Source organism: Neobacillus sp. CF12 (assembly GCF_030348765.1).
GTDB lineage: Bacteria > Bacillota > Bacilli > Bacillales > Cytobacillaceae > Neobacillus.
In genome coordinates, this window is the sequence record NZ_JAUCEU010000007.1 from 1 (window position 1) to 12,966 (window position 12,966).

Consider the following 12,966-nt stretch of genomic DNA (forward strand, 5'->3'; position numbering starts at 1 on the left):
GTTGCCAGGCATAATGAAACACAACCTGAATAGGGTTGTGTTTTTTTGTGGCTAAAATACCATTATTTTCTGTTATTTAGTAAACCAATAAAAGTATTGGCTTTAAAAGATGTGTATTTTTAAATATGCTTGAACAAATACTATAACTGATATTCCTAAAATATCGCGTTTCAGAGTATCCCTATCCTAACTATTGAGGTGATTCATTGTGAGTTCTCAAAATTTGGATCCACATTCTCTGAAGTTTTTCAAGAATTCGACACGGCCTAAGCGAGCTAGTTCTCAGATTAATGGAGAAACAAGAATTTCTCAACAGACCATTATTCTTAAATCAAACGCAAAGGCACATAGGTGGTAAAAGGATACATCTGAGCAAAAAGAAAGAAGACGAAATCAGTCTTCTTTCTTTTTTATTAAAAAATTTTATATATATTAATCGGTATCCACGCTTTTGGTCCCCTCTGAACCTGTTTTCAACCAATGAAGGGAACCAAACCACGCTTTTGATTCCCTCTGAGCCTGATTTTAACTAATGAAGGGAACCAAACCACGCTTTTGATCCCTCTGAGCTTGATTTCAACCAATGAAGGGAACTAAACCACGTTTTTGATTCCCTCTTCGCTTGAATACAGCCAAAGAAGGGAACCAAACCTCGCTTCTGTTTCCTCTCAGCTCCATTTCAACCAATGAAGATAACCAAAACACTCTTTTACATCTCCTAATGGAAGTTACCACTGAAAAAATGTAATCAATTAAAGCTATACAAAATACATAAAATGGAATAATAGTTAAGCGGGCTTTTCTATATATTGAAAAAATACTAATCATGCCCAAAAGTAAATTTTTCTAGAAAAAGCCTTACAACGACAAGTAAGCGCTTTAATTTTTACAAAAAATAAAAAGTTCTGAAATATTGAAATAATATACTAGACTAACAATGAAAAAAGTACTACAATAACTTATGTTATTTAATTTAGCCGATAAACAAATCTCATGGAGTAAAGAAAGATACTAAACTTCGAGTATTAGTATCAGAAAATTCAATCTAAGGGGGAAAACACCATGAAAAAGAAATTAGCAAGTGTATTAATGGCATCAACCTTATTTGCTGGAGTGCTAGCAGGGTGTGCAGGTGTGGCGAAAGAAAATTCAGGAAGCAATTCAGATACCATTAAGTTGGGTATAAATTTGGAACTTTCAGGGAATGTTGCGTCATATGGTGAATCAATGGCAAAAGGAATTGAAATGGCTGTTGATGAAATTAATAAAAATGGCGGCGTAGATGGCAAAAAGTTTGATGTTGTGAAAGTAGATAATAAATCAGAAGCAGCAGAGGCTACAAACGGTATTATAAAGTTAACAAGCCAAGACAAGGTAACTGCTGTTATTGGAGCAGCAACAAGCGGAAATACAGTTGCACAAGCCCAGATTGCGAACGATACGAAAACCGTTCTAATCGCTCCAGGTGGAACAAGCCCAACTGTTACTGTGGATGATAAAGGGGAAGTTAGAGAGTTCGTTTTCCGTACTTCTTTCATTGATCCATTCCAAGGTACAGTGGCTGCCAATTTTGCTACAGATACCTTAAAAATAAAAGATGCAGCGATTTTTGCTGACAACTCAAGTGACTATGCTAAAGGTTTATCTGATGCCTTCAAGGAAACATTTGAAGCAGCAGGCGGTAAAATCGTAGCGGAAGAAGCATATGTAGCAAAGGATACAGACTTCCGTGCGACATTAACTCGTATCAAGTCAAAAAATCCTTCATTCATTTTTATCCCTGGTTATTATGAAGAGGTTGGATTAATTGTTAAACAAGCGCGTGAATTAGGAATCGATGTTCCATTAGTGGGTGCTGATGGTTGGGATTCTCCGAAGTTGGTTGATTTAGCAGGTGCAGAAGCATTAAATAATACGTACCTAATTAACCATTACTCATCAGAAGATCCAGATGAAAAGGTACAAAATTTTGTTAATGCCTTTAAAGAAAAGAACAATGGCGAAGCACCTAATGCCTTCAATGCACTTGGTTATGACACGGTTTACTTTTTAGCGGATGCCGTTAAGCGTGCTGGCAGCACAGACTCAAGTAAAATTCAGGCTGAATTAGCGAAAACAAAAGATTTGAGCCTAGTTACAGGTGTAGTAACAATTGATGAAAATCATCATCCAATTAAAACAGCTACAATTTTAGAATATAAAGATGGTAAACAAGTGTTTAACACAAAAGTAAATCCTTAAAAGTACTGGTTAAGTAAATGGAAGGATACTCCTTCCATTTTACTTTTATTAGGAGATAATTCTGGGAATAAAAAGGAGTGATAACGATGGAGTGGTTACAACAATTGATAAACGGAATTTCACTCGGCAGCATTTATGCCTTAATCGCATTAGGCTATACCATGGTTTATGGAATCATCAAATTGATCAACTTTGCTCACGGTGATGTTTTTATGGTAGGTGCGTTCGTCGGGTTTTATGCGATTAAGGGATGGGGGCTGGGCTTCTTTCCAGCATTGTTATTTTCAATGGCGTTTTGTGCGGTATTTGGTGTATTGATCGAAAGAATAGCCTATAAACGTCTTCGAAATGCAACTAGAATTGCAGCCTTAATAACAGCAATTGGAATGTCGCTGTTAATTGAATACGGTGTGATTTACGCGAGGGGAGCACAGCCAGAGGCTTACCCTGATAATGTGTTACCAAGCACAAGCTTTAATCTATTTGGTGCACAAATTAGCAGTCAGTCCCTTTTCATCTTGGGAGTGTCTGTCGGCCTAATGATAATTCTACAATTTATCGTTCATCGGACAAAGATTGGTAAAGCGATGCGCGCCGTATCACACGATATGGACGCTGCCCGCCTAATGGGTATAAACGTAGACCGGACAATCTCCTATACATTTGCGATTGGCTCTGCATTAGCAGGTGCTGCAGGTGTAATATTTGGTGTTTATTATACGAAGATTGAACCACTAATGGGGATTATCCCTGGTTTAAAAGCATTTGTTGCGGCTGTTTTAGGTGGGATTGGAATCATTCCAGGAGCCATGGTTGGTGGTCTTATCCTAGGAGTTGTTGAATCAGTGGTAAGTGCATTAGGTTTCTCGCTATGGAGAGACGCAGCAGCATTTATCATCTTAATCCTTATTCTAATTTTTAGACCTTCGGGCATTTTTGGAAAAAATACGAGAGAGAAAGTGTAGGTGAGATAGACAGATGAAAAAGGTAACTAAATTCTGGCTATTTCTCATTTTAGCAGTACTAATATATGGGCTTGGCCAAGGTTTGATACAGACAGGAATATTAAACGCATTTTATAGCAACATGCTGATTTTAATGATTATTAACATCATTTTAGCAGTCAGTCTTCACTTGGTTATTGGAATCACCGGACAATTTTCAATTGGACATGCTGGTTTTCTTGCTGTCGGAGCGTATGTATCAGCGATCATTACGATGAAGTTTGAACTTCCTTTCGTTTTAGCGATTGTCATCGGTGGAATTGTAGCTGCATTAGCTGGTCTTCTCGTTGGAATTCCAACTTTAAGGCTCCGTGGAGATTATCTGGCCATTGCTACTCTTGGCTTTGGTGAGATAATAAGAATCGTATTTTTAAATATTGAGTATGTAGGCGGCGCTGCCGGAATGATGGTCTCCAATATGACGACTTGGACAAGCGCATTTGTATGCCTCGTGATTACCATTCTGGTTATATCAAACTTTACGAACTCACGACACGGGAGAGCCTGTATTGCGATTCGAGAAAATGAAATTGCGGCAGATGCAATGGGAATCAATACAACTTTTTATAAAGTTGTGGCATTCGCAATAGGATCTTTCTTCGCTGGGATAGCCGGCGGTTTATTTTCTCACAATTTCTACATTATCCAGCCAACCAATTTTGGCTTCTTAAAGTCATTTGATATTTTAATCTTTGTTGTTTTAGGTGGACTTGGAAGTTTATCTGGTTCTGTCATCGCTGCTATCCTTTTAACGATTATTTCGACCTATTTGCAGCAATATCCTGAAACACGAATGATTATTTACAGTTTGGTATTAGTAGTTGTTATGCTATACCGTCCTCAGGGGTTAATGGGTACCCGTGAGATAACAGATTTCTTTGGTAAAAAGAAAATGGCGAAAGGAGGAAATTAATGTGGATCCTTTACTTCAGGTTAAAAATGCGGGAATTCAGTTTGGCGGACTAAAGGCGGTTTCAGGCTTCAATATGGAACTCAATCAAGGTGAATTGGTTGGGTTAATCGGACCGAATGGTGCAGGGAAAACAACTAGCTTTAATTTGTTAACCGGTGTATATGTACCGACAGAGGGCGACATTTTGTTCGATGGCAAAAGGTTAAATGGGCTTGCTCCATACCAAGTAACACGGAATGGAATCAGCCGGACGTTTCAAAATATCCGCCTATTCAGCGAATTGTCAGTTTTAGATAATGTAAAAGTTGCTTATCATTCTTTAGCAAAGCATTCCATTTTAAGTTCCATTTTCCGGATGCCTTCCCATTTCTCCGAAGAAAAGGTGATGGAGGAAAAATCACTAGAGTTCTTAAAAATTTTTCAATTGGACCGCTTTAAAGACGAAAAGGCAAAGAATTTACCGTATGGTCAGCAACGTAGATTGGAAATCGCAAGGGCATTGGCTGCCAGTCCCAAATTATTGCTGCTTGATGAGCCGGCTGCGGGTATGAATCCCCAGGAAACACATGAACTAATGGAACTTATAGCATTTATTCGAAAACAGTTTGATTTAACGATTCTCCTCATTGAGCATGATATGGCTCTAGTTATGGGAATTTGTGAAAGAATCTATGTGCTGGACCATGGGCAGTTGATTGCGGCAGGGACTCCTGATGAAATCCGAAATCATCCAAAAGTTATTGAAGCATACTTAGGAGAGGAGGTTCCAAGTGACTATGCTTAAAGTGAATGGAATTGATGTTTTTTATGGAAATATCCACGCCCTTAAAGGAGTTTCCTTAGAAATCAATGAAGGGGAAATTGTTACTCTGATTGGGGCGAACGGAGCAGGAAAAAGCACTCTTCTTAAGACATTGTCCGGGCTGCTTAAGCCAAAGTCAGGGACGATTGAATACTTGGATAAATCAATCTCAGGCAAGGCTCCCCAGTCGATCGTGAAGGCGGGTATATCACATGTACCTGAGGGGCGAAGAGTGTTTGCCAATATGAGTGTAGAGGAAAATCTAGAACTAGGTGCCTATTTAAGAAAAGATTCGAAAGAAATCCGCAAAGATATTCAAGGCGTCTATGAGCTTTTTCCAAGATTGCAAGAGCGCAGGAAGCAGTTATCCGGAACGCTATCTGGAGGAGAACAGCAAATGCTGGCTATGGGACGAGCGATAATGGCAAAACCTAAGTTGCTTCTATTAGATGAACCTTCGATGGGATTGGCTCCTTTAATGGTTAAAATCATTTTTCAAATTATTGAGAAAATAAACCAGGATGGAACAACAATCCTCTTGGTTGAACAGAATGCGAATATGGCACTATCGGTTGCTGACAGGGCCTATGTAATCGAAACAGGTCGAGTCAAAATCTCAGGAACGGCAGCTGAGTTACAAGCAAGTGAAGAAATTAAGAAAGCCTATCTTGGTGGTCTATAAGATCGAAAGTTTTATAATTAGATGTTTAAAAAATTGATATTCGTGTAACACCAGCCTCCTTTTTATCGACTATAAAAGTAACTCGAATAAAAGGAGAATATCAGTTATGCGATTAAAAATACTGTTTATCGTTTTATTAGTAGGCCTATTAAGTGCTTGTGGTAATGATAGTAATACAATTGGTAACTCGGAAAATGAAAATCCAACTGAGAATCCAACACCGAATGAAATGGTTGCAAATTTACATCCCTCTATTGAAACAAAAGAAGAAAACAATGCTGTGATGATTAATTACAAAGTAAAAAATGTATCGGGTAAACCTCAAAAACTAACATTTGCAACTGGGCTTCAGGCTGATTATATTATTTATGATGAAAAAGGGAAAAAGGTAACACAGTATTCTGAGGAAGTCATGTCAACGCAGGCAATCAATGCGGTGATCATTCAGAACAATCAAGAGATTCAAAACTCATTTCCGATTTCAGACCTTTATAATGGCCGCTATAAGGTTGAAGTTTTTTTAACAGCCAAGGAAGAACAGGCAAAGGTGGTAACCGATTTAACTGTTGAAAATTCTTTATTTACAAAAGCTTCAGGAATACTTGTAGGCCAAATGGATCCCCATACCATTGAAGTGGATTTCAAGGGTGAAAAGACAGCATTCCAGCTAACAGAAGAAGCGATTGAGCAATTGCCATCCCTAAAAGAAGGCAGTGAAATTTCATTTGTTTATTCCGAAAATGAAATCCAAAAAACAATTGAAAAGTTTATTCTTGAATAGAAAAAGTGCACGCAGCAATGCGTGTACTTTCATTTTAAGCCAGTTTTGTTTTTATTTTTGTGAAAGAATATTCTTTTAATTTGAAAAATGGTAAACTAGTAAAATATTATTTGGTTGAAAGGTGAGGCTCAGGAAATGATAAAAGCAATTTTTTTCGATTTAGATGATACACTGCTGTGGGATCAAAAAAGTATTCAGGAAGCATTTATTGCGACATGTAAAGTAGCGGAAGAACGGTATGGGGTTGATGCAAATGAATTGGAGGAAGCAGTTCGTGAGGCTGCAAGAAATCTCTACTCCTCCTATGAGACCTATAAATTCACACAAATGATTGGAATCAATCCGTTTGAAGGCTTATGGGGCAATTTTTTAGACGATCATGATGACTTTAGGAAAATGAAAGAGATCGTTCCTAGCTATAGAAAAGATGCTTGGACTGCGGGGCTGAAGGCAATGGGCGTGGATGACCCGGCGTTTGGACATGAACTGGCCGAAAGATTCCCGCAAGAGCGGAGGAACCTGCCGTTTGTATACGAGGAATCGTTTGAAATTCTGGATTCGTTAAAAGGAAAATATCAATTGCTGCTGTTAACAAATGGATCACCTGATTTGCAGCATACTAAACTATCTATTACACCAGAACTTGTCCCGTATTTTGACCAGATTCTGATTTCAGGTGATTTTGGGAAAGGGAAGCCAGATCCATCGATATTTGAGCATGCGTTGTCCCTTATGTCATTAGAAAAGAATGAAGTCCTAATGGTAGGGGATAACCTTATGACAGATATCCTTGGTGCTAATACGGTAGGGATTAAGTCGGTTTGGATAAACCGTCACAATAAAGAAAGAAATGAAGTCATTCCAACCTATGAAATTAAACACTTAGAAGAGCTTTTTCCTTTGTTGGATGAGTTGAACATGTAATAAAATTTATAAAGGCTGTTCATAGGGCGTTTGTTTAAAAGCCTTTTGGACAGCCTTAACTTCTTATTATGGGAACATTCCTAATTAACCACGGATAATTTATTCAAAAGAGTACCATCCTTTGCTGCTTGCATGAGTGGACGTACATCTTCTTTTAGTTGGAATTTATATAAATGATTATCTAAGTAGACTTGAATGCCTATATCGCAGATTCTGCTGACACCGAATGAGTTTGAAGAAATCTCTGCAAAAATTTGAAGCAAATATTGAAGGAGTTCTCCAAAATTACCAACAAATTCAGTATACATGCTGAATCTCTTTTCGATATTTTCAACCTTACTTAGGTCATTCAAAAAATCATATGGATACAAGACCGTAATGTAATTATTACCTAATTCAAAGATTCTATTACCGAAGTATTGCTTATTTAATAACCCAACTCGGAACTTATTTCTATTTTCTTCACTCCCCACCCAGGAACAGGTAATAACCGTAGAGTCATAATGGTTTTTCATAGATTCATTTTTATCTATTTCTTGTTCGAACGTTTTTTCAAATAATTCCTCCATCATTCTAACACTTGCACTTTTTATTTTTGCTAATTCTCTATTGAAATGGTGAATAAAATCAAATACCCCGACTCCAGTTGCCCAGCCCATATTTGGGAGTGAGACCAGTTTTTCAAAATTGTCATTCCAGCCCATTTCCGCATTCTTACCATAGGTAATCCGAGTATCTGTCATTATAATGGAGAAGTAATCTGAAACATAGCCAATAACAACACTCATCCCAACATCTCCCTAGGTGTATAAGATTTCTTGTATCCATTGTCTCTGACAAGAGTTAGAGTAAGATGAAAAGATTATTAGAAATCAGTGAGAAGTTTTTTTACATCGAGTAGCAAGTATCGATTCTATTCCAATGGAATCGTGAATAAATCATGTAAGTTTTTTTACATTTTGCTTGATTACTGCCTGTTCTTTTTACTATAATCAGATTCACACTAAAAAAAGGATTCGGTGAAAATAGCTTCAAAAGGCGCTTTTTAAATAAAAGGGAGTGAGAAGCATGCTTAAGAGTAAATGGGAAGTTCATGTCTTTCTAAAAACTTTCGAAGCTTTTGCCAATTGGGATGGAGAAAAACATTTTCTTGCGATGGAAACGGAAAATCCTAGGGGAATCCTGACGATCATGAAATCTCCAGATGGAGCATTTTATTATCATCGGAAAAATGATTTGTACTGGGACATTAGAGAAATCAAGGTAGAGACCGATATTTTAACCGACATCATTTGGGCATTTAGGCTGGCTATTCAAAAATCCATTAAACAAATGGCATTGTAGGCTGATCATATCGATACTTTATAATCGACTACTTCATATTTTAAAACCGTAAATAATTTCCTCCTATAATGGAAATATTATGCACGAAGATAAATAGGAGGAAATTCTTTATGGAAACGAACCATGATCATATTAAATTAACCGCATCTGAGTTATCCTATTTATGGACCAGCTATCTTGCAGATAGTATGGCGGTTTGTGTATTGCAGTATTTTCTTGTACAGCGAATAATCAACAACCAAATCTGTACGTTGGCTCTCCGAAATGGCAATGCCGTAATTACCAATCCCAGCATAAATCATAAGATTGAATTGAAACATCATTAATTTATCTGAAAATGGCGCTTCTGTTGAATCGGTTACTTCCTGATCATACGCCATAGGAACAGGTAGTGAACCCATTTCTAAATAACTACTCAAGACTTTTGTATGCTTCAATGAAACCTCTTTACCTCTTAAAAAAAATTTCCTCACCTTGGTTTAATATGGAGGTATTGAAGTTATCAGAGGATGGTTCTAACCTAATGATCGAGAATGAGTGGCTGGAGCAGCCTCCAATGGCAGCAAATCGCAGTGATTTGGCAAAGAATTAGGAAAAGAAGGCAAGCCGCATCTGGGCTTGCCTTCTTTTATCTATAATTATCCGCGTCTTCCGCCTCTGCCGCCACGTTTCGTTTCGGTATTGCGCTTTAGGCTGGATAAATTTTCTTCGCTCGCTTTTAAGAATTTAGCCATTTTATCTTCAAAGTTTTCTTTTGGTTTAAAGTTGCTCCCTTTTGAACGGAAGTCCTTTGATTGCCTATTATCTCTTCCCTGGCGTTGTGGACGCTGGGAATAAGAAGAAGTTTGTCCTTCTGGTTTATCAATTGCTTTTTTAATAGACAAGGCAGTTTTTCCGTCTTTCTCACTAATTACCTTAACTTCAACCTGGTCTCCAACTTTGAGATGATCATTAACGTCTTTTACGTAGCTGTCTGCTACTTCACTGATATGCACAAGACCAGTTGTGCCACCTGGTAATTCTACAAACGCTCCAAAATTAGTAATACCCGTTACTTTACCTTGTACTTTGCTGCCTACTTCGATCGACAAAAAGAGTTCCCCCTAAATAATGGTTTCAACACTTAATTATACACTGATACAAAGACAATTTCAAGCTGTTATCTAATTATCTTAAACAACAGAAATACACAGATAGAAAATGTAGGTTGATTGTTTCATTTTTAAACCCTACTACAAGGCTCAAATAGAAAAGGTCCGTTGAAGGATTAACATCCTTGCAATCGGACCTTTTAGCTTAATAATCGGTAACAATTCTTTTTTGATCAAGGAAGGCTTCAATAACTTCACTAACTTGAAATGAAACCTGTGGTGAATCATAGTTTTCAAAGACATGCTCACATTGAGTTTTATATTCCATGATTTCATCATAATGGGCTAAATGTCTTTGGATATCTTTTTCTTTATCGTTTCGTGCCTTATGTCTCTGAATAACCGTATCACGATCTGAATAGATGAAAAGGCGCATGACGCGGTCACCGTACATATCTTTCAATTTTTCAGTGCCTTCTGGATTTAAGGTTAAATAAACAAGATTATGATTTTCGAATGCCTTCACAATATCTTGTTCGCGAATTCCATAATGAATTCCGTCGATTTCAACACACTCAAGAAATTCTTGGTTGTCGTTTAGCTCGTTGAAGTTTTCTTCCGAAACAAAATGGTAGTCTACTCCATCTTGTTCATAATGACGGGGAGGTCGAGTTGTGTAAGAGAGGACAGTTTCCATATCAAACGCAGTTGCGACCATCTTGGCAATCGTTTTTCTACCAGAACCGTCTGGCCCAGTGTAAATGAAAAGCTTTTCCTTATCTTTAATTTTGTACATAAATTACCTCCTAAAAAAAATATTGTAAATAAAAAAAGAGATCCACAGATGTATGAAATTGCTAGCCAGTGAGTGATCTGTAATATCCTTGAAGCAGGATATAATTATTATAACAGATTTTTTAGAAAAAATTTGACTTTTCTGTTTTTTTTAATTATTTTGGCCTACTATTAATGCAGACAACTACTAAAAATACTGTAACGTTTCTCTTTAGTATTGTAAAGGTGCTATGTAACAGTGTGGGAAATAAAAATGTCGAAATGTCTAGCATTTCAAGTATAATGAACATATTCAGATTTTGCATACGAAATTTCTTTGAGAGAAATCCTATATAGAAGTTGGATAATACAAAAAAACGAGGTTACTACATGAGTGAAAAAAAGTTTGAGGATTATCAGTTAAGCGAGGAAATAAGACGAGCACTTGATGTCTTGAAATATGATAAGCCTACCGAAGTACAAAAAGAAGTCATTCCCAAAGCACTTGCGAATCATGATTTGGTTGTAAAATCGCAAACAGGAAGTGGCAAGACTGCATCCTTTGCAATTCCTATTTGCGAAATGATGGATTGGGAGGAAAAAAAGCCACAAACCTTAATCCTTACTCCAACTCGTGAGCTAGCTGTCCAGGTTCGTGAAGATGTAACGAATATTGGTCGATTTAAACGGATAAAAGCGATGGCTGTGTATGGGAAAGAACCTTTCTCGAAACAAAAAGAAGAATTAAAGCAAAAAACCCATGTGGTTGTGGGTACACCTGGTCGTACGATGGACCACATCGAAAGAGGAACGCTTGAATTAGATAAAATCAAGTATTTGATTATCGATGAAGCGGATGAAATGTTAAATATGGGCTTTATCGAAGAAGTAGAAGGTATCATTAAAGAACTTCCTGAGAACAGAGTGACGATGGTCTTTTCTGCTACCTTACCGAAGGATGTGGAAAACCTCTGCCATCAATATATGAAAGAACCTATCCATATCGATATTGCTGCTACAGGGGTTACCACAAATACGATTGAACATGCTGTTATTGAGGTAAAGGACGAAGATAAAATTTCGTTGTTGAAGGACGTAACACTGGTTGAAAATCCGGATAGTTGTATCATTTTTTGCCGAACGAAAGAAAATGTGGAAAAAGTTTATACGGAACTGGAAAAAAACAATTATTCATGTGAAAGACTTCATGGCGGTTTAGAACAAGAAGACCGGTTTGGAGTTATGGACGGCTTTAAATTGGGTAATTTTCGCTATCTTGTGGCAACAGATGTAGCTGCAAGAGGTATTGACATTGATAATGTAACCCTGATCATTAACTACGATGTCCCGATGGAAAAAGAGGGATATGTGCACCGGACTGGAAGAACAGGTAGAGCCGGCAACAAAGGAAAAGCGATTACCTTTGGGACTCCTTATGAAGGAAAATTCCTTAAGGCAATTGAAAGATACATTGGTTTTGAAATCCCTGCAATGGACGCTCCGACGCAAGATGAAGTAGAGAGTGGAAAAGCGGCATTCGAGGAAAAGCTTAGCGGCCGGAGAGTGGTTAGAAATAACAAAACTGCTCGAATTAATAAGGATATTACCAAACTCCATTTTAGCGGCGGTAAAAAGAAGAAACTTCGTGCGGTAGATTTTGTTGGTACGATCTCCAATATTCCGGGCGTATCAGCAGATGATATTGGGATTATTACCATCCAGGACAACTTATCCTATGTTGACATCCTTAATGGAAAAGGCTCTTTAGTCCTGCAGGCTATGGAGCATACCACTGTCAAAGGAAAAAAACTTAAAGTCAGTAAAGCATTAAAATAATGAAGCAAGAAAGGGACGATTTTTTCGTCCCTATTTTTATCATAGGCTGTGTTAAAGCAAATTTTTGATTTTGGCACTCTGTTGATTGAAGCGGAAGGCACGAAGACTCCTCGAAAATGCTATCGCCTTTTCTTCGTGCGTGGGCAAATTCAAGGACGCCTTTCAATGTTCTGCGGGGGGACGGGGCAGGGGAGACCCCACAGGCGCTTAGCGCCGAGGAGGCTCCCCTTTACCGCCCGCGGAAATCGAAGTGCCTAGTGACAGGCAGAGACGGCCTGTCACTGCGGTGATTATTCAAAGAAGCTTTCCTTAGTGGAGCGGAAATCAACAGACAAGTTAACACAGCCAATCAAAAAAGAGGAGATTTGTTACCAAATGAAGTATTTTAAATCACAAATGAAGCAGTTAGTAAAAGAAAATAGAGAATTGCAGCAGCATTTGAAAGAGTTAATAAATGAACATGATTTAGAGAAAAACTTTGCTCTTAAGGCTCTGTATCATTCAGAAGTAGCAGATGGCGGCAGGTATCAGACAGCATATCAAGCACTTGATATGCCGAAAGAGTAAGTTTTAC

The 12,966-nt window shown here is 37.8% G+C and carries 15 protein-coding genes; 11 read left to right on the top strand and 4 right to left on the bottom strand.

All coding sequences use genetic code 11. The annotated features are described in order from the left end of the window. The first annotated feature begins 205 nt into the window (after positions 1-205). The 8 genes from QUG14_RS00050 (at position 206) to QUG14_RS00085 (ending at position 7,347) form a co-directional block, all read left to right on the top strand. Positions 206-358, top strand: a complete 153-nt coding sequence (locus QUG14_RS00050; RefSeq protein ID WP_483310785.1) for a YpzG family protein — start codon at positions 206-208, stop codon at positions 356-358. Between the two features lie 704 nt (positions 359-1,062). Next, positions 1,063-2,241 carry an ABC transporter substrate-binding protein gene (locus tag QUG14_RS00055; RefSeq protein ID WP_289338385.1) on the top strand — a complete coding sequence of 393 codons (1,179 nt, stop codon included), beginning with the start codon at positions 1,063-1,065 and terminating at the stop codon, positions 2,239-2,241. Between the two features lie 86 nt (positions 2,242-2,327). Beyond that, positions 2,328-3,206 (top strand): branched-chain amino acid ABC transporter permease, encoded by an 879-nt coding sequence (locus tag QUG14_RS00060; protein ID WP_289338386.1) that lies wholly within the window; start codon positions 2,328-2,330, stop codon positions 3,204-3,206. A gap of 13 nt (positions 3,207-3,219) precedes the next feature. After that, a complete protein-coding gene (locus tag QUG14_RS00065) occupies positions 3,220-4,158 on the top strand; it encodes a branched-chain amino acid ABC transporter permease (protein WP_289338387.1) in 939 nt (312 codons plus the stop codon). Beyond that, positions 4,154-4,942, top strand: a complete 789-nt coding sequence (locus tag QUG14_RS00070; RefSeq protein WP_289344029.1) for an ABC transporter ATP-binding protein — start codon at positions 4,154-4,156, stop codon at positions 4,940-4,942. Before QUG14_RS00065 ends, QUG14_RS00070 begins: the two co-directional genes overlap by 5 nt. Further along, positions 4,935-5,642 carry an ABC transporter ATP-binding protein gene (locus QUG14_RS00075; protein WP_289344030.1) on the top strand — a complete coding sequence of 236 codons (708 nt, stop codon included), beginning with the start codon at positions 4,935-4,937 and terminating at the stop codon, positions 5,640-5,642. The genes QUG14_RS00070 and QUG14_RS00075 overlap by 8 nt, the downstream gene beginning before the upstream one ends. Before the next feature lie 106 nt (positions 5,643-5,748). Next, positions 5,749-6,423 carry a BsuPI-related putative proteinase inhibitor gene (locus tag QUG14_RS00080; protein WP_289338388.1) on the top strand — a complete coding sequence of 225 codons (675 nt, stop codon included), beginning with the start codon at positions 5,749-5,751 and terminating at the stop codon, positions 6,421-6,423. Positions 6,424-6,558: 135 nt separating this feature from the next. Then, positions 6,559-7,347, top strand: coding sequence for an HAD family hydrolase (locus tag QUG14_RS00085; protein ID WP_289338389.1), 789 nt, complete (start codon positions 6,559-6,561; stop codon positions 7,345-7,347). A gap of 80 nt (positions 7,348-7,427) precedes the next feature. Here the strand turns inward: QUG14_RS00085 and QUG14_RS00090 are convergent, their stop codons facing one another. Further along, positions 7,428-8,135 carry a hypothetical protein gene (locus QUG14_RS00090; RefSeq protein WP_289338390.1) on the bottom strand — a complete coding sequence of 236 codons (708 nt, stop codon included), beginning with the start codon at positions 8,133-8,135 and terminating at the stop codon, positions 7,428-7,430. Between the two features lie 280 nt (positions 8,136-8,415). Here QUG14_RS00090 and QUG14_RS00095 point away from each other — a divergent pair, with 280 nt between their 5' ends. Next, positions 8,416-8,691 (top strand): hypothetical protein, encoded by a 276-nt coding sequence (locus QUG14_RS00095; protein WP_289338391.1) that lies wholly within the window; start codon positions 8,416-8,418, stop codon positions 8,689-8,691. Positions 8,692-8,852: 161 nt separating this feature from the next. Here the strand turns inward: QUG14_RS00095 and QUG14_RS00100 are convergent, their stop codons facing one another. From QUG14_RS00100 to QUG14_RS00110, 3 genes are all read right to left on the bottom strand, one after another. After that, positions 8,853-9,128, bottom strand: coding sequence for a DUF3231 family protein (locus tag QUG14_RS00100; protein ID WP_289338392.1), 276 nt, complete (start codon positions 9,126-9,128; stop codon positions 8,853-8,855). A gap of 201 nt (positions 9,129-9,329) precedes the next feature. Then, positions 9,330-9,782 (bottom strand): S1 domain-containing RNA-binding protein, encoded by a 453-nt coding sequence (locus QUG14_RS00105; RefSeq protein WP_289338393.1) that lies wholly within the window; start codon positions 9,780-9,782, stop codon positions 9,330-9,332. A 205-nt stretch (positions 9,783-9,987) separates the two neighbouring features. Next, positions 9,988-10,578: a guanylate kinase gene (locus tag QUG14_RS00110; RefSeq protein ID WP_289338394.1), complete on the bottom strand. Its 591-nt coding sequence runs from the start codon at positions 10,576-10,578 to the stop codon at positions 9,988-9,990. Between the two features lie 368 nt (positions 10,579-10,946). Here QUG14_RS00110 and QUG14_RS00115 point away from each other — a divergent pair, with 368 nt between their 5' ends. Together QUG14_RS00115 and QUG14_RS00120 are read left to right on the top strand one after the other, a co-directional pair. Continuing rightward, positions 10,947-12,392 (top strand): DEAD/DEAH box helicase, encoded by a 1,446-nt coding sequence (locus QUG14_RS00115; RefSeq protein ID WP_289338395.1) that lies wholly within the window; start codon positions 10,947-10,949, stop codon positions 12,390-12,392. Positions 12,393-12,767: 375 nt separating this feature from the next. After that, positions 12,768-12,959: a hypothetical protein gene (locus QUG14_RS00120; protein ID WP_289338396.1), complete on the top strand. Its 192-nt coding sequence runs from the start codon at positions 12,768-12,770 to the stop codon at positions 12,957-12,959. The last annotated feature ends 7 nt before the right edge of the window (positions 12,960-12,966 follow it).